The sequence below is a fragment of the Hymenobacter monticola genome (genome assembly GCF_022811645.1).
GTDB classification, from domain to species: domain Bacteria; phylum Bacteroidota; class Bacteroidia; order Cytophagales; family Hymenobacteraceae; genus Hymenobacter; species Hymenobacter monticola.
In genome coordinates, this window is sequence record NZ_CP094534.1 from 772,437 (window position 1) to 795,592 (window position 23,156).

19 protein-coding genes and 1 riboswitch are annotated in these 23,156 nt (G+C 63.9%); of the genes, 16 read left to right on the top strand and 3 right to left on the bottom strand.

Going from position 1 to position 23,156, the window contains the following annotated elements; all coding sequences use genetic code 11:
* From MTP16_RS03450 to moaC, 3 genes are all read right to left on the bottom strand, one after another.
* Positions 1 to 219, bottom strand: coding sequence for a hypothetical protein (locus MTP16_RS03450; protein ID WP_243515984.1), 219 nt, complete (start codon positions 217 to 219; stop codon positions 1 to 3).
* A gap of 221 nt (positions 220 to 440) precedes the next feature.
* A complete protein-coding gene (locus tag MTP16_RS03455; RefSeq protein ID WP_243515985.1) occupies positions 441 to 1,631 on the bottom strand; it encodes an NTP transferase domain-containing protein in 1,191 nt (396 codons plus the stop codon).
* 8 nt (positions 1,632 to 1,639) lie between these two features.
* Entirely contained in the window at positions 1,640 to 2,131 is a 492-nt protein-coding gene (gene moaC, locus MTP16_RS03460) for a cyclic pyranopterin monophosphate synthase MoaC (protein ID WP_243515986.1), read from the bottom strand.
* Between the two features lie 298 nt (positions 2,132 to 2,429).
* On the opposite strand from moaC, the gene MTP16_RS03465 reads away from it, so the two are divergent.
* The 16 genes from MTP16_RS03465 to MTP16_RS03540 all read left to right on the top strand — a co-directional run bounded on the left by MTP16_RS03465 (position 2,430) and on the right by MTP16_RS03540 (position 23,077).
* On the top strand, positions 2,430 to 3,497 hold the full coding sequence (locus tag MTP16_RS03465; protein ID WP_243515987.1) for an SDR family oxidoreductase: 1,068 nt from the start codon (positions 2,430 to 2,432) through the stop codon (positions 3,495 to 3,497).
* Positions 3,498 to 3,616: 119 nt separating this feature from the next.
* Positions 3,617 to 4,837 carry a molybdopterin molybdotransferase MoeA gene (locus tag MTP16_RS03470; RefSeq protein WP_243515988.1) on the top strand — a complete coding sequence of 407 codons (1,221 nt, stop codon included), beginning with the start codon at positions 3,617 to 3,619 and terminating at the stop codon, positions 4,835 to 4,837.
* Positions 4,838 to 5,225: 388 nt separating this feature from the next.
* A riboswitch (SAM riboswitch) is annotated at positions 5,226 to 5,334 on the top strand.
* Between the two features lie 73 nt (positions 5,335 to 5,407).
* Positions 5,408 to 9,103, top strand: coding sequence for a methionine synthase (gene metH, locus MTP16_RS03475; RefSeq protein ID WP_243515989.1), 3,696 nt, complete (start codon positions 5,408 to 5,410; stop codon positions 9,101 to 9,103).
* 98 nt (positions 9,104 to 9,201) lie between these two features.
* Entirely contained in the window at positions 9,202 to 10,158 is a 957-nt protein-coding gene (gene metF, locus MTP16_RS03480) for a methylenetetrahydrofolate reductase [NAD(P)H] (RefSeq protein WP_243515991.1), read from the top strand.
* 157 nt (positions 10,159 to 10,315) lie between these two features.
* Complete coding sequence (locus MTP16_RS03485; protein ID WP_243515992.1) at positions 10,316 to 10,795, top strand: tetratricopeptide repeat protein; 480 nt, start codon at positions 10,316 to 10,318, stop codon at positions 10,793 to 10,795.
* A gap of 169 nt (positions 10,796 to 10,964) precedes the next feature.
* Entirely contained in the window at positions 10,965 to 11,474 is a 510-nt protein-coding gene (locus MTP16_RS03490; protein WP_243515993.1) for an energy transducer TonB, read from the top strand.
* 40 nt (positions 11,475 to 11,514) lie between these two features.
* Positions 11,515 to 12,084 (top strand): hypothetical protein, encoded by a 570-nt coding sequence (locus MTP16_RS03495; RefSeq protein WP_243515994.1) that lies wholly within the window; start codon positions 11,515 to 11,517, stop codon positions 12,082 to 12,084.
* Positions 12,085 to 12,180: 96 nt separating this feature from the next.
* Positions 12,181 to 12,621 (top strand): putative signal transducing protein, encoded by a 441-nt coding sequence (locus MTP16_RS03500; protein WP_243515995.1) that lies wholly within the window; start codon positions 12,181 to 12,183, stop codon positions 12,619 to 12,621.
* 92 nt (positions 12,622 to 12,713) lie between these two features.
* Complete coding sequence (locus MTP16_RS03505; RefSeq protein WP_243515996.1) at positions 12,714 to 13,841, top strand: PA14 domain-containing protein; 1,128 nt, start codon at positions 12,714 to 12,716, stop codon at positions 13,839 to 13,841.
* A 172-nt stretch (positions 13,842 to 14,013) separates the two neighbouring features.
* Entirely contained in the window at positions 14,014 to 14,811 is a 798-nt protein-coding gene (locus MTP16_RS03510) for an aquaporin (protein ID WP_243515997.1), read from the top strand.
* A gap of 162 nt (positions 14,812 to 14,973) precedes the next feature.
* Positions 14,974 to 15,819: an SDR family oxidoreductase gene (locus MTP16_RS03515; RefSeq protein ID WP_243519960.1), complete on the top strand. Its 846-nt coding sequence runs from the start codon at positions 14,974 to 14,976 to the stop codon at positions 15,817 to 15,819.
* A gap of 177 nt (positions 15,820 to 15,996) precedes the next feature.
* Positions 15,997 to 16,605 carry a gluconate 2-dehydrogenase subunit 3 family protein gene (locus MTP16_RS03520; protein WP_243515998.1) on the top strand — a complete coding sequence of 203 codons (609 nt, stop codon included), beginning with the start codon at positions 15,997 to 15,999 and terminating at the stop codon, positions 16,603 to 16,605.
* A gap of 127 nt (positions 16,606 to 16,732) precedes the next feature.
* Positions 16,733 to 18,427, top strand: coding sequence for a GMC family oxidoreductase (locus MTP16_RS03525; RefSeq protein ID WP_243516000.1), 1,695 nt, complete (start codon positions 16,733 to 16,735; stop codon positions 18,425 to 18,427).
* A gap of 117 nt (positions 18,428 to 18,544) precedes the next feature.
* Positions 18,545 to 19,879: a family 1 glycosylhydrolase gene (locus MTP16_RS03530; protein ID WP_243516002.1), complete on the top strand. Its 1,335-nt coding sequence runs from the start codon at positions 18,545 to 18,547 to the stop codon at positions 19,877 to 19,879.
* The gene (locus MTP16_RS03535) at positions 19,879 to 20,193 is read left to right on the top strand and encodes a hypothetical protein (RefSeq protein WP_243516004.1); all 315 of its coding nucleotides are present in this window, start codon (positions 19,879 to 19,881) and stop codon (positions 20,191 to 20,193) included. The genes MTP16_RS03530 and MTP16_RS03535 overlap by 1 nt, the downstream gene beginning before the upstream one ends.
* A gap of 352 nt (positions 20,194 to 20,545) precedes the next feature.
* Complete coding sequence (locus MTP16_RS03540) at positions 20,546 to 23,077, top strand: DUF5686 and carboxypeptidase-like regulatory domain-containing protein (protein WP_243516006.1); 2,532 nt, start codon at positions 20,546 to 20,548, stop codon at positions 23,075 to 23,077.
* Positions 23,078 to 23,156: the final 79 nt, after the last annotated feature.

Below are 23,156 nucleotides of genomic sequence, written 5' to 3' on the forward strand. Positions count from 1 at the left end.
CTACACCGAGAAGAAGCCGTCGCTGATCACGGGCACGTTCACCAGCACGCCGCCCAGAAAGCCCACTTTGTTGTTGTAAGTCGATTCGTTTTTGATGTCGCCGGCCAGGTTGGAGTAGTTGGCTCCGGCGCGCAGGCCAAAGCGCACATCCTGCGCCTGAGCCGAAGAAACAGCGGCCGTGGCCAGAAGCAAGGCGGCTGGAATGAGGACTTTTTTCATGATAGTAATAGCGAGTGAATGAATAAACGCTGGCGGGCGGAATTCGAAAAGTGTGCCAACCTGTGCTGCAAACGCCCTTTTCTTCCCTCACATTGCATCCATCGCGCACGAAAAAAGCCTGACTACCGTGGCGGCAATCAGGCTTTCAGAAAGTTAATCAAGAATCTTTTTTCTGGGCTTTGAGCTGCCTGGCCGCCGGCCTGGCTGCCTTTTCCAGCAAATCAGCGGGCCAGCTCCTGCTCGGCGGCGGCCCGCTCCTCGGGCGTGTTCACGTTGCGCAGCTCCTCGGCCACGGGCGCGGTCAGCAGCTCGATGTCGGAGTTGATGAGGGCCTTGCGCGGGCAGGAGTAGCCCAGGCTCAGAAACCGCAGCAGCTGCCCGTAGCTGCGCGGCTCCCAGATGCTGACCAAGGGCTCGGGAAATTCATCCCAGGGGCTGCGGAACGAGGTGGCCATGCGCGCCGGCTGCCGGTTGCTCACCAGGTGTTCCAGCGTGTCGCGGGTGAGGAAAGGCAGGTCGCAGGCCAGCACCAGCCACGCCGCATTCGGGTCGGCCTGAAAGGCCGATAGGATGCCGCCCAGCGGCCCCAACCCCAGAAAGGTATCGGGCAGGGGATTGAGCCCGGCGGGCAGATTCGCTGCCTGGTCGGGCCGCACGGATACGCGCACGTCGGGGCAAAACTCGCTGAGCAGCGCGGCGGTGTGCTGGCGCTGGTCGAGGTCGTGGTAGTGCAGGGCGCCCTTGTCGGTTTGCATACGCTCGCTGCGGCCGCCGGCTAGCACGAGGCCGCGCAGCACCGGCACGGCCATTTGGTACCACTGCTTGATGAAGGCGGCTATTTTTTGGGTTTCGGGCAGGCGCAGCACGGGCGGCAGCGGCGCGGCGCTGAAGTGTTCGGCCAGCACGGCGGGCAGCTCCGTCTGGCCTTCAGCCAGCAGAATAAGTCGCACATCGGTGAGGCGGTCGAGCTTCTTGTCCAAGGGCTTGCGCGGGTCGACGATGACGACCTGCTGGCGGGCGCGGAAGTGGTTGCCATTCACCAGCACCACGCTTTCGTGAGCCAGCAGCTCGGGCTGCGTGAAGCGGTCCAGCACCCTTGTGAGGTTGAGCTGACGGTGGGTGATTTTATCAACCAGCTCTGCCGAAAGGCCGTTTTCGGCCACATAGGGCATGGCTTTGCTGGTCGCGGCCGGTGCATCCGCGGCGGCATCGCCGGCGGCGTGGTCGGCATCCACGTAAGCGACGCGCAGTTGGGGCGCCAGCAGCGGCAGCAGCTGCGCTACCAGCGTCTGAATGTCGCCGCAGGGCGCGCCGAGAATGGCGAGTTCGTGGCGGCCAAATTCGCCCACGTCGGGGCGGGTGAGGGCGGCGTGCTTGAAGCGTTTTACGGTTGAGCTAGGCAGACTATCCATGCCGGAATTTACAAATTTTCGAACCGATTGAAATCTTTCTTGCCGCCGGTTTTGGCGATAAGCTGCACGTTATCAATCGTGATGTCGTGCGAAAAGGCCTTGCACATGTCGTAGATGGTGAGGGCGGCCACGGTGGCACCGGTCAGGGCCTCCATCTCCACGCCGGTGCGGCCCGTGACCACGGCCGTGCACACCACGCGCAGCGCGTCAGCGCCCTCGGGCTCAATGGTAATGCTGCAGTCATCGAGGCCCAGCGGGTGGCAAAGCGGGATGAGGTCGGCCGTTTTTTTGGCGCCCATGATGCCCGCCAGGATGGCCGTGTGAATGACCGGGCCTTTGTGCGAGGGCATCTCGCCGGCCTGCACGCGGCTCAACAGTTCCTCGCCCAGCACCACGCGGCAGTGGGCGCGGGCCACGCGGCGGGTGGGCGTTTTCTGGCCCACATCCACCATGGTGGGTTGGTTGGCGGCGTTGACGTGGGTAAAATTCTTGGTAAGCATAGGTCGTAGAGACGTGGTTTGTCTACTAATCGTTGAGTGAAATGCGCTGGCTGTAGCGCGGACTTTGTAGTCCGTATCGACAAGCTAAAATCCGAAATGACACCCGAACGGTGCGGGGACGCGGACTACAAAGTCCGCGCTGCTTCTCATCTAGCTAACTCAGCCCCCAAATGTTTTGTGGCAAACTATTGAGCCAGGCAGCCGTTTTCTAACCGGCGCCGGCCCGCATGGACCGCGCCTGCTGCGGCAAATCCGCCGCGCCGGCCCATTTAAGGCCGCTCCTTTCCCCTATCTAATTATGAACAATACCGCATTAGTCGTCGGCGCCAGTGGCATCATCGGCAGCAACTTAGCCCAGGAGCTGCTGGCCCACAACTGGACCACCTACGGCCTGGCCCGCCGGCCCGATACCAGCATTCCCGGCCTGCAACCCGTGGCCGCCGATTTGATGAACCCTGCCAGCCTCGAAACCGCCCTGGCCGACATTCAACCCACGCACGTGTTCATCACCAGTTGGATGCGCCAAGACACCGAGGCCGAGAACATCCGCGTGAACAGCGCCATGGTGCGCAACCTGCTGGCTGTGCTCGGGCCAAAGCACTCGGTGCAGCACGTGGCCTTGGTTACGGGGCTGAAGCACTACCTGGGGCCGTTTGAGGCCTACGTGAGCGGGGGTGTGCCGCCGCCCACACCTCTGCGCGAGTCGCAGCCCCGGCTGGCGCTCGACAACTTTTATTACGCTCAGGAAGACGAGGTGTACGCCGCGGCCGAGCGCGACGGCTTTACTTGGAGCATTCACCGGCCGCACACCATCATCGGCAAGGCCGTGGGCAACCTCATGAACCTGGGCACCACGCTGGCCGTGTACGCCAGCATCTGCAAGGAAACGGGGCGGCCCTTCCGCTGGCCCGGCTCGCAGGCGCAGTGGGAAGGCCTGTCGGACGTGACCGATGCCCGCGTCATTGCCAAGCAGTTGGTGTGGGCCGCCACCACCGAAGCCGCCCGCAACGAGGCCTACAACGTGGTGAACGGCGATGTTTTCCGCTGGAGCCAGCTGTGGGGCCGCCTGGCCGAGTGGTTCGGGGTGGAGGCCGTGGGCTTCGACGGCACCATTCACCCGCTGGAAACCGAGCTGGCGCAGGATGCCAACACCTGGCGCGAAATCGCAACCAAGCACGGCCTGACCGAGCCGGATTTGAACCGCCTGGCTTCGCCCTGGCACACCGATTTGGACCTGGGCCGGCCCATTGAGGTGATGACGGACATGGCCAACAGCCGCAAGCGCGGCTTCACGGTATTTCAGAGCACGGAAGACTCTTTCTTCGACTTGTTCGCGCAATTGCGTCAGAACCGGCTGATTCCGTAGCTTCCCAGAATTGGTAGGGGCGGGGCCTGACCCCGCCCGTCGTTGAACGGTCAGATGTAGTATTGTTCAACGACGGGCGGGGGCAAGCCCCGCCCCTACTTTCTATCAAACTCCATCCCATGCTTTCCCCCGCCGAAGCCATCGCCCTCGTCCTCGCCACGGCCCGCCCGCTGCCGCCCGAAACCGTGCCCCTGCTCCACGCCGCCGGCCGCGTGCTAGCCGAAACGCTGACGGCCGACCGCGACTTTCCGCCTTTCAACCGGGTGGCCATGGACGGCATTGCGGTGGCCCACGCCGCCTGGGCTGGCGGGCAAACGGAATTTGAAATTCAGCACGCGCAGTACGCCGGCGCCCCGTCCCGGCCCCTGCTCGACCCCAGCAAGGCCGTGGAGGTGATGACCGGCGCGGTGCTGCCCGCCGGCACCGACGTAGTGGTGCGCTACGAGGACATCCTGCTACACGACAACCGCGCCCGCATCCAGATTGCGGCGCCCGAAACGTCCGGCGTCAACATCCACCACCAGGCCGCCGACCGCCGCGCCGGCGATGCCCTGCTGACGCCCGGCACCCGCCTGGGTCCGGCCGAGCTGGCCGTGGCCGCCACCGTGGGCGCCGCCGAAGTGGCCGTGACGCGCGCCGCCCGCGTGGCCGTGGTGAGCACCGGCGACGAGCTGGTGGGCATTCAGGAAACGCCGCTGCCGCACCAGATTCGGCGCTCCAATGCCTACGCGTTGCAGGCGCTGTTCACGCAGGACGGAGCCGCGGTTTCGCTCTTCCACCTGTCCGATGCACTCGATGAGCTGCGCGACGGCCTCACCAAAATCCTCGGCGCGGGCTTCGATGCCGTGGTGCTGAGCGGGGCCGTGAGCAAAGGCCGCGCCGACCACCTGCCGGGCCTGCTGCGCGAGCTGCACGTGCGCGAAATTTTCCACGAAGTGCAGCAGCGCCCCGGCAAGCCGCTGTGGTTTGGGGCCCGGGAAGGCGGGCCGGTGGTGTTTGGCTTGCCTGGCAATCCGGTTTCCACCTTCATCACGGCTTGCCGCTACGCGCGGCCCTGGCTGCGCGCCGTGCAGCAGCCGGAAGGTGCGCCGGCAGTAGCAGCGGTTGAAACCCCTGCGCCGGCCGTGCTCACAGTGGATATCAACTTCAAGCCCCAGCTCACACACTTCGTGCCCGTGCGCCTGACCGTGGATACCGAAGGCCGGCGCCTGGCTACGCCGCTGCGCGTGGGCGGCTCGGGCGACATGTTGAGCCTGGTGGGAGCCACGGCGTTTCTGGAGCTGCCGCCGGAGCCGGCCGTGTTTCTGGCGGGCAGTGCGTGGCCGTGCTGGGTGCTGTAAGCTGGCTTTTATGGTTCTTTAGTTGAACTTCTGGCCCCGGACTGCGTACAGCAGCCCGAGTCGCAGCGCCAGCGGCTGAGTGTTGAGGGTGGCCCGGCGCACTGGCCACCGTCTTTTTTCTCACCGGAAGCCACCCGAATTATGCCGACGAAAAAAGCAAGCACCGCCAAAAAAGACCCCTGCTGGAAAGGTTACGAGCAGGAAGGAACCAAGAAAAAAGACGGCAAGACCGTCCCGAATTGCGTGAAGAAAGACTAGCTCTTGTAGCGGCTTTGTATAGCAGAAGGCCCCGGCCTGCGCCCACTTGGCGCGGGCCGGGGCTTTGTTTTGGAGGTAGGCCCACGGGGCCAAATTGATTTAAAGGGTTGCGTCGTATCTTCGCCCTACGCTGCTATCCAGAAAGACCGAGGGACCGGGCCCGATGACGTCTTGGCAACCTACCGCGAGTAGGTGCCAACTCCCGTTTCACCGCTGTTTTTGGTGAAAGAAGATGACAGCCGGAACTGTGCCAGCCCGCACGGGTTTCTTTCTGGATACGCGCTTACGTAGCTATTCGACCCCAGAAAAGAAATGCCCACCGCCACCCTCGCCGCTCCTTCTCCGCTTCCCCAAATCCTGCGCCAGCGCCTGCTGATTCTCGACGGCGCCATGGGCACCATGATTCAGCGCCACCCGCTCACGGAGGAGGACTTTCGCGGCGCCCGCTTCGCCGACCACGACCGGCCCCTGCGCGGCAACAACGACCTGCTGAGCCTCACGCGGCCCGACATCATCAAGGGCATCCACGCCGAGTATTTCGCCGCCGGGGCCGACATGGTGGAAACCAACACCTTCTCGGGCACCACCATTGCACAGGCCGACTACGGCCTGGAGCACGTGGTGTATGAACTGAACTACGAGTCGGCCCGCCTAGCCCGCGAGGCGGCCGATGAATACAGCACGCCCGACAAGCCGCGCTTCGTGGCCGGCGCCGTGGGCCCCACCAACCGCACTGCCTCGCTCTCGCCCGACGTGAACCGGCCCGGCTTCCGCGCCGTGACGTTTGACGAGCTGGCCACTGCCTACCTGGAGCAGGTGCGCGGCCTCGTGGATGGCGGCGTGGACACACTGCTCATCGAAACCATCTTCGACACGCTGAACGCCAAGGCGGCGCTCTACGCCGTGCAGAAATTCTTTGACGATGGGGGCCGCGTGGTGCCCGTCATGATTTCGGGCACCATCACCGACGCCTCGGGCCGCACGCTGAGCGGGCAGACGGTGGAGGCATTCTGGAACAGCATCAGCCACCTGCCGCTGCTGAGCGTGGGGTTGAACTGCGCCCTCGGTGCTCACCAGCTTAAGCAGTACGTGGAGGAGCTGAGCCGCATTTCCGACGTGCACATTTCGGCCTACCCCAATGCCGGCTTGCCCAATGCTTTCGGTGGCTACGACGAGTCGGCCCAGGAATTTGCGGCGCTGGTGGAAGACTATTTGAAAGACGGCATCGTGACGGTGGTGGGTGGCTGCTGCGGCACCACGCCCCAGCACATCGCCGAACTGAGCAAGCTGGCCGAGCGGTACAAGCCGCGCGAGTTGCCGACTGAGTTGCAGCCCGCCACCCACCTCAGCGGCCTGGAGCCATTCGACATCAAGCCCGAGAGCTTGTTTGTGAACGTGGGCGAGCGCTGCAACGTGACGGGTTCGCGCGCTTTTGCCCGGCTCATTCGCACGGGTGCTTATGAGGAGGCGCTGGCCGTGGCCCGCGTGCAGGTGGAGGAAGGCGCCCAGGTGCTCGACATCAACATGGACGAGGGCATGCTTGATTCGGAGCAGGCCATGACGACGTTTCTGCACCTCATCGCCTCCGAGCCCGACATTGCGCGGGTGCCGGTGATGATAGACTCCTCGAAGTGGAGCGTGATTGAGGCCGGCCTGAAGTGCGTGCAGGGCAAGAGCATCGTGAACTCGATTTCGCTGAAAGAGGGCGAGGAGGTGTTTTTGCAGCGGGCCCGCACGGTGCGCCAGTACGGCGCGGCCATGGTGGTAATGGCCTTTGACGAAGAAGGCCAAGCCGATACCTACGAGCGGCGCATTGCCATTTGCCAGCGCAGCTACGACCTGCTGATGGGCATCGGCTTCCCGGCCACCGACATCATTTTCGACCCCAACATCCTCATCGTCGGCACCGGCATGGAGGAGCACCGCAACTACGCGGTCGACTTCATCGAGTCGGTACGCTGGATTAAGCAACACCTGCCCGGCGCCCTCACCAGCGGCGGCGTGAGCAACATTTCGTTCTCGTTCCGCGGCAACGACGTGGTGCGCGAGGCCATGCACGCGGCCTTCCTCTACCACGCCATCCGGGCCGGGCTGGACATGGGCATTGTGAATCCCAACCAGCTGGCGGTGTACGACGAGGTGCCCAAGGACCTGCTGGAGCTGGTGGAAGACGTGCTGCTCAACCGCCGCGCCGACGCCACCGAGCGCCTGCTGGAATTCGCCGACACGGTAAAGAAGAAGGACAAGGTAGAAGCCGTGGCCGACGCTTGGCGCAGTCTGCCGGTACAGGAGCGCCTCTCGCACGCGCTGGTGAAGGGCATTACCGAGTTTATTGACGAGGACACCGAAGCGGCCCGCCGGGAACTGGCCCGGCCGCTCGACGTAATTGAGGGCCCGCTGATGGCGGGCATGAACGTGGTGGGCGACCTGTTTGGGGCCGGCAAGATGTTCCTGCCGCAGGTGGTGAAGTCGGCCCGTGTGATGAAAAAGGCCGTGGCCTACCTGGAGCCGTACCTGTTGGCCGACAAGCAGGGCTCGGACCGGCAGACGGCCGGCAAAATCCTGATGGCCACGGTGAAGGGCGACGTGCACGACATCGGCAAAAACATTGTGGGCGTGGTGCTGGCCTGCAACAATTTCGATATTGTGGACCTGGGCGTGATGGTGCCCCTCGAACGCATTCTGGACGAAGCCCAGGCGCAGAACGTGGACGTTATCGGCCTCTCCGGCCTCATCACCCCTTCGCTCGATGAGATGGTGTACGTGGCCCAGGCCATGGAAAAGCGCGGCATGAAAACCCCGCTGCTCATTGGCGGCGCCACCACCTCGCGCCTGCACACGGCCGTAAAGATTGCGCCGGCCTACAGCGGCGCCGTGGTGCACGTGAACGACGCCTCGCGCAGCGTGGGCGTGGCGGCGGGCCTGCTAGGCTCGGGTGAAGTGGCGTATGCCGAGACGGTGGCCGCCGACTACGCCGCGCTGCGCGCCGACTACGCCAGCCGCCAGCGCGAGAAGAACTACCTGACCATCGAGGCGGCCCGCGAAAACGGCTTTAAATCTGACTGGAGCGCGGTTTCGATTACCAAGCCCAGCTTCCTCGGCACCAAGGTGCTGGAAGACTACGACCTGGCCGAGCTGGCCGAATACATCGACTGGACGCCCTTCTTTCACACTTGGGAGCTAAAGGGCCGCTACCCGCGCATCCTCACCGATGAGACACTGGGCGAGGCCGCCACCAAGCTGTTCGAGGATGCGCAGGCCATGCTCAAGCGCATTATTGACGGCAAGTTGCTGTCGGCCCGCGCGGTGCTGGGATTCTGGCCGGCCAATACGGTGGATTACGACACCATCGAAATCTACGCCGATGATTCGCGCGACACAGTAGCCACCGAGTTTTTCACCTTGCGGCAGCAGGGCGAGAAGGGACCACGCATTCCCAACCTCGCCTTCTCTGACTTCCTGGCGCCGAAGGCATCGGGACGCGCCGACTACCTGGGTGGCTTTGCCGTGACGGCCGGCATCGGCATTGAGACACTGCTGGAACAGTTTGCGGCCGACCACGACGACTATTCCAGCATCATGGTGAAGGCCTTGGCCGACCGCTTGGCCGAGGCCTTTGCCGAGCGTCTGCACGAGCGGGTGCGCCGCGAGTTCTGGGGCTACGCGCCCGACGAGCACCTCACCGGCGAAGAGCTGGTGCAGGAGAAATACCGTGGCGTGCGCCCTGCCCCCGGCTATCCCGGCTGCCCCGACCACACCGAGAAAATTACGCTCTTCCAACTGCTCGACGCCGAGGGCAACACCGGCATTTCGCTTACCGAAAATCTGGCCATGTACCCGGCCTCGTCGGTGAGCGGCATGTACTACGCCCACCCGGATGCCCGCTACTTCGGCCTCGGCCGTATTGGCCTCGACCAGGTGAGCGACATTGCCCACCGCAAGGGCATGGCCACAGCCGAGCTGGAACGCTGGCTGATGCCCAACCTCAACTACGAGCCGAAGAAATAGTGTAGCGTGGACTCTGTGAGTCCGCGCCCTACAGTGTCAATAGAAAGTTCCGACCTCACGCTTCCATGCGCGGACTCGCAGAGTCCACGCTACATTCAATGAAAGTTACCGACCACCTGGCCAAGGCCAACGGGAAAACCCTTTTCTCCTTCGAAGTGCTGCCGCCGAAAAAGGGCGAAAACATCCACAACCTGTTTTCGAACATTGAGCCCCTGATGGAGTTCAAGCCGCCGTTTATCGACGTGACCTACCACCGCGAGGAGTACGTGTACCGCCACCACCCCAACGGCCTGCTGGAAAAGAAAACCGTGCGCCGCCGGCCCGGCACCGTGGGCATTTGCGCGGCCATTAAAAACCGCTTCGACGTGGACACCGTGCCCCACCTCATCTGCGGCGGCTTCACGAAGGAGGAAACCGAGAATGCGCTGATTGACTTGCACTTCCTGGGCATCGATTCCATCCTGGCCCTGCGCGGCGACCCCATCAAGAGCGAGGGCGTGTTCAAACCCGAGCCCGACGGGCACGCTTATGCCTGCGACCTCATTGGGCAGGTGGCCAACCTGAACAAGGGCGAATACCTCGACCAGGAGCAGGACGACGTGTGGGCCACCAACTTCTGCATCGGCACGGCCGGTTACCCCGAAAAGCACTTCGAGGCTCCCAACTACAACGCCGACATCCGCTACCTTAAGCACAAGGTGGACCGCGGCGCCGACTACATTGTGACGCAGATGTTTTTCGACAACGAGGAGTTTTTCCGGTTCGAGAAGCTGTGCCGGGCCGCGGGCATCGACGTGCCCATCATTCCGGGCCTCAAGCCGCTCACCACCAAGAGCCAGCTCACCATGCTGCCCCGCTCCTTCTACCTCAACCTGCCCGAGCCGCTGGTGGAAGCCGTGAGCCAGTGCCGCGACAACGACGCGGCCCGCGCCATCGGCATCGAGTGGTGCCTCAACCAAAGCCGCGAGCTGATGGCCCACGGCGTGCCCTGCCTGCACTACTACAGCATGGGCAAGTCGGAAAGCATTAGGCGGGTGGCAGCGGAGTTGTTTTAGAGCCGGTTCTGAGACAAATCCAGCACGTCGTGCAGCGCGCCAGCGAAGCCCCTTTACCGCGAAGGCAATTCAATCGTATGGATTGATAGTTGTGCAGTAAAGAGGCTATGCTGGCGCTTTGCACGACGTTCTTTTTTAAATCTGACGGACCCCTAAAGTGCTCGACGACCTGTTTGCCCAACTACGCACGGCCACGGCACCGGCCGAGATTGAGGTGCTGCAAAGCGGCATCTGGCAGCTCTGGCTCACGAGCGGCGACGTGGCCCTCGACAAAATGCTGGAAGCTGGCATGCGCGCCATGCAGGCCGAAGACCAGACGCTGGCCATTAAACATTTTACCGAAATAATTCAAATCAATCCGGAGTTTGTCGAGGCCTGGAACAAGCGCGCCACGGCGTATTATTTGCGGGGCGAATACCGGGCTTCGCTCGACGACATTGCCGAGACGCTGCGGCGGGAGCCCCGGCATTTTGGGGCGCTGTGGGGCGAGGCCAGCATCTGGCGCCAGCTCGGCGAGTACCGGCGCGCATTGCGGGCGTTAGGGCATTTGGCCGCCATTTGCCCGCACTTGCCTGGCCTCCACGAGCAGCAGCTTTACCTACGCGAGCGCCTCGAAGACGGCGGTGCGCTGGAATAGCAGCATGGGAAAAAAGAAGATTTTGCTACCTTAGGTCTCAGCAAACGTTTGGGACCGAACCAGCGGCAATTTCTCCTTTTTCAATACCCGTGCCACTATGAATAATTACATTTACGCTATTTGTCAGTTTCCCCTCTTCGCATTGGCACTGACAGCTAATGCCCAAAAAATGCACACCACCAAATGGGAAAGCGGCCAGCTCGACCGGCGCACCAAAGTGGGCGTGTGGGAATACTATGGCTACACGCCGTCGAAAGAGCAGGTGGTGGTGCAGCGCTACGACCACTCGGCCAAGCAGTTGCTGTACTTCCGGCCCAGCGGTGAGTTTATTTATAACATCGAACTGAAGCCGGGCCAGTGGAAACGCCACGCCGTGGACCGGCCGCCGCTGTTTATCGGCGGCGACCCGGCCCTGGCCACTTACACCACCCAGCTGCAGTACCCCCTGCAGGCGCAGGAGCGCAACATTCAGGGCCAGGTCACGGTGGGGTTTGCCGTCGACACGCTGGGGCAAGCCAGCGGGCACCGGGTGCTGCGCAGCATCGGGGGCGGCTGCGACCAGGAAGCCCTGCGCGTGGCCCGCACCATTCCCAACGAGTGGATTCCGGCCAAAGTGGGCAGCCACGCGGTGGCGGCCGAATATGAGCTGACGCTTACCTTTCGGCTGGCCCAGCCGTAGAAGGCCGGGCGGCATTTTGCCCTACTACCCGCCTTGCGCTATGAAATCACCCTTTGAAGGAAAAAGCGGCCGCAGCTGCGCCCTGTTGGCCGGCACCTTAGCAGCCCTCACGCTCACCCTGGCTGGCTGCGACTCGACCCCGAACGAGCGCCGGGCTGCCGCCCGCAACGCCGGCCGCGAGCTGGACACGCTGGCCAGCAGCGCGGCCCACAAACTCGCCCGCGTGGGCAAAGGCGCCGCCACCTACGACGCCGCCAACCGCGCCCGTCGCGCCCGTCCCCTCGACCCGCGCCAGCAGATTGCCATGGAAACCAAGCTACTGGGCCCCTACTCGGGCCAGGTGAATGCCCTCACGCCGGCCGACCTGCCCAACGCCTACACCCAGTTCATCAGGGAGGTGAGAGCCGAGCGCGCCACCTGGACCGACCGCGACTGGGACTACGCCCGCGCCGTGTACCAGCGCCTGAACGACCAGCTCAAGCAGATTCGGCTCGACATGCCGGCCCGCTACGAAGTGGCCATCCGGGCCCGGCAGGCCGAGTGGGTGACACTGCAAGCCGGGCACACGGCCTCGGGCATCAGCAATGCTACCAAAGTGCAGCCGAAATAAGGGTTGAATGTTGAGGATGGAAGGTTGAGTTGACCTTTTTCGTTAATCAATGCTCGGCATTCAGCCCTCAACACTCACCCCTCAACACTTCCCGAAGTGCCCGGTCCTGATTCCATCGTTTTCCTCGAATCGTTTTACGAACCGATGGCGGCCAACCTGGCCCGCACCCGGCTGGAAGCGGCGGGCATTCCCTGCTTTCTGAGCAACGAAAACCTGGTGTCGCTGCTGCCGCTCTACAGCCCCATCACGGGCGGCGTGCGGCTGTACGTGCGCCAGCACGACGCCGAGGCGGCCCTGGAAATCCTGCACCACGAGCCGGTGCCGCTGGCCACCGAACCCGACGTGGCCTCCTTCGCCGCCGATGCGCCCGACCCCGTGACACCGCGCTGCCCCCGTTGCGGGTCGTCGGACGTGGCCTGGGGGCCGGCCACGCGCAACACCTACGGCTTCTGGGAATCGGTGCTGTCGGTGCTGCTACGCTTTCCGGTGCGGGGCAGCCGTTACCATTGCTTTCACTGCGGCAATGAGTTTAAGTAGTGGGGTATTTCGTTAGAAATGAATACTAGCCTGTCCGGTCGTTGCGTTGTCCAAACATGAGTCGCCCGAAAAACCGCCGCTTTTGGCTGCTGATGCTTCCGTGGTTGCTGACCACGCTAATGGCGCGAGCCCAGACGCCGCCGGCCATTAATGGCCTGAAGGGCGACTATTACGAAGGAATCAACTTTGAGAAATATGTGCTAACTCGCCGCGACGCCACCATCGATTTCAATTGGGGCCACGAGCCGCCCGCGCCGGGCCTGCCGGCCGAGGATTTTTCGGTGCGCTGGACGGGCTGGCTGGTGCCGCCTACCAGCGGCGAATATACCTTCCACGTGACCGTAGACGACGGTATCCGGCTGTGGCTGAACGATAAACTTCTACTAGATGAGTGGCGCGGGCAGCCCGTAAGCTCATACACCGCCACCGTGACGTTGCGGGCTGGCGAGCCCTACCGCCTGCGGGTCGATTATTGCCAATACCGCCTCGATACCCGCGTGTTCGTCAACTGGGCGCTGCCTTCGACGGTGCCTTCTTCCTGGCGAAATCTCTGGGGCATGACCACTGATAAGCCCAAGCCCGTGCCCATTTCGTCGGCCTACCTTTCTCTAAATAACCCCAAGCTTGTAGCAAAGCGCGAGACCCCATCTCCTCCGGCGCCTGCCCCCAAGCCCCTGACCGTCAACAAGCCCCAACCTGTCCCGCAGCCGCCGAGCAGAAAACCGGCGGCCGTAGCTCCCGTGCCCCAAACGCCGCGCCCGATAGCCAAAGCGACTCCGGCAGCCGCGCCGCTGCCCGTGGCGAAGCCCCTTCCTTCCCCTCCCCCCGTTTTGGCCGACTCTGGCCGCACAGCCTCCGCGCGGCTGGCCACGCTGGCCGTGGGCGAGGCCATGACGCTGCCCGACTTGTACTTCGCCCAGGGCCAGGCGCGGCTGCTGCCGGAGTCACGCTTGGCGCTCGATGGCCTGGCCGCCACCCTGCACGCCCAGCCCACGCTGCGCTTCGAAGTGCAGGGCCACACCGACAACGTGGGCAATGCCGAACTCAACCGCCAGCTGTCGCAGCAGCGGGCCGATGCCGTGTGCCTCTACCTCACGGCCCACGGCGTGGCCACCGGGCAGCTGCGCCCCGTGGGCTACGGCGGCACCCAGCCCGTGGCCGACAACGCCGACCCCGCCCAACGCCCCCGCAACCGCCGCGTGGTGCTGCGCCGGCTGTGAATAAGAACGGCGTAGGGGCGGGGCTTGCCCCCGCCCGAATGCCTGGGTTGTTGCGTGTTTCGTTCGCCGCTGGGCCGGGGCAAGCCCCACCCCTGCGCCAATCAGGCTTTAGCAAACGTCAACCCCACCGGCCTTTCTGCGTTGCAACAGGGCATCTATCCGCCCCATTTCTATGGCCTTCGCCACCCGCATGACCCAGGCGCTACGCCAACACTGGCGCCACTACTTGGTAGAAGCCGGCGGCATCATGGCGTTTCTCGCGTTTTCGGGTTCGGCGGCGGTGCTCTGCCACCACCCCGATTCGGCGGTGGCACGGGCGCTGGGGCCGCAGGAGTGGGTGCAGCGCGTGGGTGTGGGCCTGGTGGTGGGCAGCCTGATTGCCGCCATGGCCTATTCGCCCTGGGGCAAACGCTCGGGCGCCCACTTCAACCCGGCCGTAACGCTGGGCTTCTGGCACCTGGGGCACATAGCCACAGCCGATGCGCTGTGGTACGTGCTGGCGCAGTTTGCCGGGGCTTTGGCGGCGGGCGCGGGCATGCACTGGGCGCTGGCGCCGTGGTTTGACCACCCCAGCATTCATTACAACACCACCAAGCCCATCGACGGCCCCCACGGCTGGGCGCTGGCGCTGGGCGCCGAAGTGCTCATTTCCAGCATGCTGATGCTGGGCCTGCTGTGGTCGCTGCACTCGGCCCGGGGCAAGAAGTGGACGGGCGCGCTGGCGGGCGCGCTGGCGGGCGCGCTGCTGGCGCTGTTTGTGGTGGTGGAGGCCCCGCTGTCGGGCATGAGCTTGAACCCGGCCCGCACCCTGGGCACCGCCGTGGCGGCGGGCGAGGCGCCGCATCTGTGGCTGTATTTTGTGGGGCCGCTGGGGGCCATGTGGGCCACGGCCGAGGCTTTTCGGCGCTATCGGCAGCGGCGCGTTTTGGCGGCGCGCCCGCCCCGCTACCCCGACAACAGCCCAATGTAATCAACAGCCTTTCTCAGGGTTTTCGCGTAATGCAGGGCAATCCATTCCTCCTTGCTCATGCCCACCAAAAAACCCGCGGCCGCCAAACCCGCCACTAAAAAAGCTCCCGCTGCCGCCAAAGGCGCTCCCGCCAAAGCCGAGCGACGTCCCACGGCCAAAGACATGAAGGCGGCCGCTCAGAAGCTGCCCTACCCCGCCAAGCAGGCTGACATGACGCTGCAGCCCGACTCCGACCTGTCCAACTACCGGGCCGCCGGCAAGCTGCAGGATAAAATTGCCCTCATCACCGGGGCCGACTCCGGCATTGGCCGGGCCGTGGCCCTGGCCTTCGCTAAGGAAGGCGCGCACGTGGCCGTGGTCTTTAACGAAAACGTGGAGGACGCCGAAAAAACCAAGCAGCTGGTGGAGCGCGAAAAGCGCAAGTGCCTGCTGCTGCAGCTCGACGTGCGCGACTCGGAGCAGTGCAAGCAGGCCGTGCGCCGCACCCTGGCCGAGCTGGGCGGCCTGAACATTCTGGTGAACAACGCCGCCTTCCAAAACAGCCAGGAGAAGTTTGAGGAGATTCCGGAAGAGCAAATTCGCCGGACCTTCGACACCAACATCTTGGGCTACATTTGGATGGCGCAGGCGGTGATTCCGCACCTGAAAAAGGACGATTGCATCATCAACACGGGCAGCATTGTGGGCATCACGGGCATCCCGATTCTGGTTGACTACGCGGCTTCGAAAGCAGGCATCCACGCCCTCACCAAGTCGCTGGCCCTGTACCTCGGCGAAAAGGGCATCCGGGTGAACTGCGTGGTGCCCGGCCCGGTCTGGACGCCCAACATCCCCGGCACCATGCCGCGCGAGGAAATCGAAAAATTCGGCCACGAAGTGGCGCTCAAGCGCCCGGGGCAGCCCGAGGAACTGGCCCCGGCCTACGTGCTGCTGGCCTCGCAAGACGGCTCCTTCATGACCGGCAGCCTCGTGCACGTGACCGGCGGCAAGCTCAGCAGCGACGAGTAACCCCCGCCCATCCTAATCGACTTACTGCCAGGCAGCCGGCTCACCAGCCGGCTGCTTTTTTATGAATTTTGTTTAAGAAATAAACCCTGAAAGTTGAACCCTTTGGATGGGCTTCCCTCGTAAGGAGTATTAGCTGAGCCGTTTCGGACGATGCGGCTGTCAGCCCAAGCTTCTTATATGCCCACTCCCGAATACCCAAGCGGCACCGTGCGCGCCCTGCTGGACAGCGCGCACGTTTCCGAGGCCACCCGCGCCGCGCTGCAAGCCCGCCTCGATGCACCCGCGGCCTACGCGCCGCGGTTTCTGGCTCCCGACGCCTACGCACTGCTCGAAGCCGTGGCCGCCCGCCTCTTCCCCCAGCCCGACCGGCCCACGCAGCCTGTGCCCCTGGCCCCGGCCGTGGACCAGCGCCTCGCCGAAGGCCGCGCCGACGGCTGGCGCTACGACGCGCTGCCGCCTGACCGCGAGGCCTACCGCCTGGGCCTCGGCGGCATCCAGGAAATTGCGCAGGCGTTGTTCCAAGCCAACTTTATGGACCTGAACGCCACCGGACAGGACGCCGTGCTGAAGGCGCTGGCCACCGGCAACCCGCCCGGTGCCACCTGGCAAACCCTCGATGCGGGCCGCTTCTTCGAGGAACTATTGGCCGAGCTGACCGAGACCTACTACGCCCACCCGCTGGCCCAGGAGGAAATTGGCTACGTGGGCATGGCCGACCTGCCCGCCTGGTCGAAAATCGGCCTCAACGAAAAAGAAGACCGGGAACTTGGTGAGGTGGTGAGATAGTGAGTTGGTGAGTTTGATTTTGTATCGACGCATTTGGCGTCAGGCGAACATCATACTTCCTGCCATACCAGTTCATCACTCACTATTTCATCACCTCACTATTTCATCACATCACTATTTCACCATTATGCCCGACGAAGAAGTTCTCGAAGAAGGCGTCCTCAACCCCGTGAAGCCCGAAGTGCAGGACCCGCTGCTGCGCGCGCTGCTGGCCGATGAGCCCGAAGCCAAGCCGGCAATGGCAGATATTCCTTTGGAACAGCCCCAGGCCGTGGAGCCCGAAGCCGACGAGGTGGACTGCGTGGTGATAGGGCTGGGCGCGGGCGGCGCGCCGTTGCTGGCCCGCCTGGCCATGGCCGGCCTGAAAGTGGTGGCGCTGGAAGCCGGCCCCTGGCACAACCCCGAGAAGGATTTCGCAACCGATGAAAGGGCGCAGGACTTCCTGTTTTGGAACGACGAGCGCCTGGCCGCCGGCCACGACCCGCTGGCCATGGGCAAAAACAACTCCGGCACCGGCGTGGGCGGCTCCACGTTGCACTACACCGCCTACACCCCCCGCCCCCTGCCCGATGACCTGACTCTGCAGCGCGACTTTGGCAAGGGCGAGGACTGGCCGGTGAGCTACCAGGAGCTGGAGCCGTATTATGAGGAGTTGGAGCAGTTTCTGGGCATTTCCGGTCCTACGCCCTACCCCTGGGGGCCAGCCCGCCGCAAGGGCTACCCGCTGGCGCCGCTGCCGCTGAACAGTGCCGCCCAACTCATGGTGCGCGGCGCCGAGAAGGTGGGCATTCGGACCTCGCCGGCGGCCAACGCGGCACTGTCAGCGCGCTATTACCAGGAAGGCATCGGCTGGCGTGAGGCCTGCACCAACCGCGGATTTTGCCAGGCCGGCTGCTCCAACGGCGCCAAAGCCAGCATGGACGTGACCTTCATTCCGCTGGCCGTGAAGCACGGAGCCTACATCCGGCCCAACAGCTTTGTGACCGAGATTGAGCGCGACGCACGGGGCTACATCACCGGCGTGGTGTATACCCAGAACGGCGAGCAGCAGCGCCAGCGCTGCCGCCACCTGTTCCTCTGCGCCGGCTCGGTGGAAACCCCGCGTCTGCTGCTACTCAATGAGCTGGCTCTGACCAGCGGGCAGGTGGGCAAAAACCTGATGGCCCACCCCGGCCTGCAGGTGTTCGGCACCTTTGCCGAGGAAGTGCGGCCCAACAAAGGCATTCCCGGTGGCTTGATTTCGCAGGACACGCATCGGCCTCAGGACGCGGATTTTGCGGGCGGCTACCTGCTGCAAAGCATCGGCGTGATGCCCGTGACATTTGCCGGGCAGGTGGCGCGGGGCCGCAAGCTCTGGGGCCAACCGCTGCGCGACTACATGCGCCAGTTCAACCACATTGCCGGCATCAACATCCTTGGCGACTGCCTGCCCCACGCCGACAACTTCCTGGAGCTGGCCGAAGAAAAAGATGCCCGCGGCCTGCCCAAGCCGCGCCTGCACTTCACCGCGCAAGACAACGAGCAGCGCATGAATGCCCACGCCGAGAAGATGATGCGCCGCATCTGGGAAGCTGCCGGCGCCACCGACATCTGGGCCTTCCAACGCTATGCGCACGTCATCGGCACGGCCCGCATGGGCCGCAGCGGCGACGACGCCGTGGTGGACGCCAACGGCCGCGCCTTCGACGTGCCCAACCTCTACATTTCCGACAACTCCGTTTTCCCCAGCGCCCTGAGCGTGAACCCGGCCCTGACCATCATGGCCCTGAGCCTGCGCACGGCCGACAAGTTTCTGGAGCAGCAACAGCGGCGCGACGCGTGAACGATGTAGGAGCGGGGCTTGCCCCCACCCAGCTGGTCGTGCCGGCCCAACGGCTTCGTTCAACGACCGGGCGGGGACAAGCCCCGCCCCTACATCGTTCATAATCAACAACAATTAATGAAAACCTTCCTCACCCACATCAAGGAGAAGTTCGGCGACGGCGGCTACGCGGGCGACGAGTTCGGCGGCGCCCGTGGGCACGACGGGCGCGGGCTGCCCACGGGCCAGCCCAACAACTTCATGTTTGCCACCGGCATCGAGTGCTCGAACCCAACCATCGACCACGGCCGCACCCGGCGCGACCTGCTGCAGGAGTGCGGGCACTACGAGCGCTGGCGCGAAGACTTTGCCCTGGTGAAGGAGTTGGGCCTGAAGGTGCTGCGCTACGGCCTGCCCTACCATAAAACCCACCTCGGCCCCGGCCGCTACGACTGGGAGTTTGCCGACCAGGTGATGGCCGAGCTGCAGCGCCTCGAAATCACACCCATTCTGGACTTGCTGCACTTTGGCGTGCCCGACTGGCTGGGCAATTTCCAGAACCCCGAGCTGCCCATTCACTTTGCCGACTACGCCGCCGCCGTGGCCGAGCGCTACCCCTGGGTGCGCTATTACACGCCCATCAACGAAATCTACGTGACGGCCCGCATGAGCGGCAAAGACGGCCTCTGGAACGAGCAGCTGAAAACCGACCGCGGCTTCGTGACGGCCATGAAGCACCTGGTGGCGGCCAGCATCATGGCCACCCAGCAGATTGCCCAGCGCCGGCCCGACTGCATCATCGTGCAAAGCGAGTCGGCGGAATACGTGCATGAGCTGCGCGCCAATCCCTCGCCGGAAGTGACGCTGGAAAACAAGCTGCGCTTCGTTTCGCTCGATTTGCTGTACGCCCACCACCCCGACGGCGACGTGCTGAACTACTTGCTCGACAACGGCATGACGCGGCGCGAGTACGACTGGTTTATGGCCGGCGAGCCGCCTGGCTACCAGATTATGGGCAACGACTACTACGGCCGCAACGAACGCATCATCCTGCCCGACGGCACCGAGTGCACCAGCATGGACGTGCTGGGCTGGTACAACATCACGCTCGAATACTACCGGCGCTACCGCAAGCCCGTGATGCACACCGAAACAAACGTGTTCGACGCCCACGAGGCACCCACCTGGCTCTGGAAGCAGTGGGTGAACATCCTGCGGATGCGCGCCGAGGGCGTGCCCGTGCTGGGCTTCACCTGGTACTCGCTCATCGACCAGGTGGACTGGGACATCGGCCTGAGCCGCCCGGTGGGCAAGGTGAATGCCTGCGGCCTCTACGACCTCGACCGCAAGCCGCGCCCCGTGGCTGCCAGCTACAAAATGCTGCTGCAGGAATACGGCCAGATTACCATTGTGCCCCACGGCGAGCTGTTTGAGGTGACCAAAGGCCCGGCCACCCTGAAAGTGGAAGTGTAATGGAAGGCGTTTTGCTGCTGCGTGTGGCCCAGGCTTGGCCCCTGCCCGGCCTGGGCTTGCTGGCGCTGCCCGAAGGCACCGCCCCAGCGCTGGCGGCCTACGGCTTGCACGCGGCGCTGGCCGTGGCCGCGGTGCTGCCCGATGGCACCCGCCACGCCGCCACGGCCACCGTGGAGGAAGTGACCCGCCCCGACGCCGCCGAGCCCCCCACACGTGGCCTGCTGCTCGACCTTGGCGCGGCGGTGGAGCTGCCCGCAGGCACGGCAATCTGGCTGGTCGACGCCAGCAGCAACCCCTACGCCGGCCTACACTGAGCAGAGCGGGGTGTTGAAGCTGCCAGCGTAGCCTCTCGGAGCAGCTCATCATTAAATTGGCGGGAGCCCTTCGGAAGTGACGGCGCCCGTGTCTTTTTTAGCACGGCGTACTGCTGGCCTTCTGCCAACGGTACAGCCGCGATTGTTTTTACTTCAACGGGCAGGAAAGTGAGGAAGGGCTCACTTTCCTGCCCGTTCCGTTGGGCGGGCCTTGACTGCAATCCGGCCAGCAGGTTTAATCGTTCAGCCATTTTTTTCTCCGTTGGCTGCGGAACTAGTTGGGAGCCACCCTTGCTTTGCGTAAATTGCGAGACTACTACTCGTCCTGGTATTTGGCTCTTTACTACACTCTATGAAATTTCTTGCTCCGCTGCTCCTGGCCTGCCTCTTGGTATTGCCAGCCGCAGCCCAGCGCATCATCATAAGCGGCCAGGTAGTGGAGGCCACGAACGGCGAGCCGGTGCCGTTTGCTTCCATCTTCATTCCCAAAACCAGCGCCGGCGTCACGGCCGATGCCGACGGCAAGTTCAAGCTGGCCGTGGCCGGCTCGCCCGATTCCATTGCGGCCTCGGCCATGGGCTTTGCCACCCAGCGACGCAAGCTCACCAACGCGCCCACCCAAACGGTATTGTTCCGGATGAAAACCGGCGGGGTGACCTTGGGTGAAGTCTTCGTCTCATCGCGCCAGCCCGAAAACCCAGCCTTCCGTATCCTGCGTGAAGTGCAGAAGCACAAGCCTGAGAACGAGCGCAACGCCCTGCAGGCGGCCGAATTCGATTCTTACAACCGCATCGAAACCAGCCTCATCGACCTGCCCAAGGCCCTCTCCAACCGCAAGGTGGTGAAGGACATCCGGGCGCTGGCCGTGCGGCGGGGTGCCATCGCCGCCGCCGACCCCGACGCGCCGCTGCCCGTGTTTGCCTCGGAAGTGGGCTCGCGCGTGTACCAGAAATACACGCCCCTGCGCCGCCGCGAAGACCTGCAGCACAAGCAGATGCGCGGCGCCGGCCCACGTGAGGGCTCGGTGCTGAGCCAGATGCTGGGCTCGAACTTCCAGAACTTCGACTTCTACCCCAACTGGCAAAACGTGCTGGGCAAGGACTTCATCTCGCCCATTGCCGAGGGCGGCCGCATCACCTACGAGTATGAGCTGCAGGACTCGGTGTTTGTGGGCAAGGACTGGTGCTACAAGATTGCCGTGACGCCCAAGCGCAGCCACGACCTGGCTTTCAAGGGCACCATCTGGATTACGCAGCAGGGCTACGCGCTGCGCCGCATCGACGTGGTGGCCAGCCCCGAGGCGAACATCAACTTCGTGAGCGACCTGCGCATTTACCAGGACCTGACTTCGCCGGAGGATGGCCCCGGCATCGCAGCCCGCACCAAGCTGCTCATCAGCGTGCGGCCCTACGAGAAGCAGGCGGCCATGCTGGTGCGCTTCACCACGGTGAACAGCAACATTACGCGCAACAAGGTGCACACCGAGGCCGGTTTCTACGACCAGCCCATCGTGTCGTCGCTGATGGAAACCGACGATAAGGCCAGCGGCCTGCTGGGCGGTTTGTCGCCGAACGGGCCGGGCTACTTCGACCAGCACCGGCCCGACACCCTGAGCCTCTCAGAGCAGCAGACCTTTGCGGTGCTCGACTCGGCCAAGCAGCTGCCCTCGGTGCGCAACGTGCTCGACTGGGTGGAGCTACTGGTGAACGGCTACAAGCGCGTGGGCAAGCTCGACCTGGGCCCCATCTCGACGCTGTATGCCCGCAACGACTTCGAGGGCAACCGCTTCCGCATCGGTTTCCGCACCACGCCCGAAATCAGCCGCAACTGGCTCACGCAGGCCTACCTGGCCTACGGCACCATGGATGGCCGCTTCAAGTACGGGGCGCGGGTGAGCTACATCGCCGAGCGCCGGCATTGGACGGTGTTTTCCGGCGAGTTCAAGCACGACGTGGAGCAAGCAGCCTTGCTCGACAACGACTTCCTCGACAATAACAACCTGTTTGTGGCGGCGTCGCGCTGGGGCCGCTTCAAGCAGGGCCGGCCGGTGCTGCGCGACCTCACCTCGTTCAGCGTGCAGCGCGACCTGTTTCACGGCTTTACGCAGACCATGACGCTGCGCTACCAGTACGTGAACCCGCTGTTTGAAATTCACTCGCGTCCCCCCGGCCCCGGCAACCCCATGCCCACCGACGAGCCCGGCTCCAACATTCTGCACCTGAGCGAGCTGGTGTCGGAATCGCGCTTCGCGCCCGACGAAAACCTGGTGCAGAGCGAAAACCGTCGCCGCGCCGTGGGCCTGAAGCGCTGGCCGGTGTTTGGCTTGCGCTACACGCTGGGCGCCATCGACTGGACGCGCGGCAACTTCATGTACCACAAGTTCAACCTGTCGGTGCAGCACAGCGTGTCGTTGGGCCAGCTGGGCCGCCTCACCTACCGGGCCGAGGGCAACTACATTCCCACGGCCCTGCCCTACTTCATCCTGAAAACGCCACTGGGCAACCAGACGCCCTTCTACAACGCCAACGCCTTCAACCTGATGAATTACTTCGAGTTTGTGACGGACCGTTCGGCTTCGCTGCGCCTCGACCACCACTTCGAAGGCTTGTTCATCAACTCCATTCCCGGCCTGCGCGCGCTCAACTGGCGCTTCGTGGCCACCGGCAACGTGCTCTACGGCAAGCTCTCGGACCGCAGCCGCCGCATCAACCGCGACTCGCCCGACCTGCCCGGTCAGATTTCGACGCCCTACGTGGAAGTGGGCTACGGCGTGGAAAACATCTTTAAATTCATCCGCGTCGACTTCATTCACCGTCTCACTTACCGCGACGTGCCCGGTACGCACAACTTTGGCATTAAAGTAGGCGCGCAGTTCCGTCTGTAACCCCTGCGTGAGTAAGTACTTGCTGAGCCCACCGGTCGAAAGCCGGTGGGCTTTCTGTATTTTAGACGCCTTATGCAAC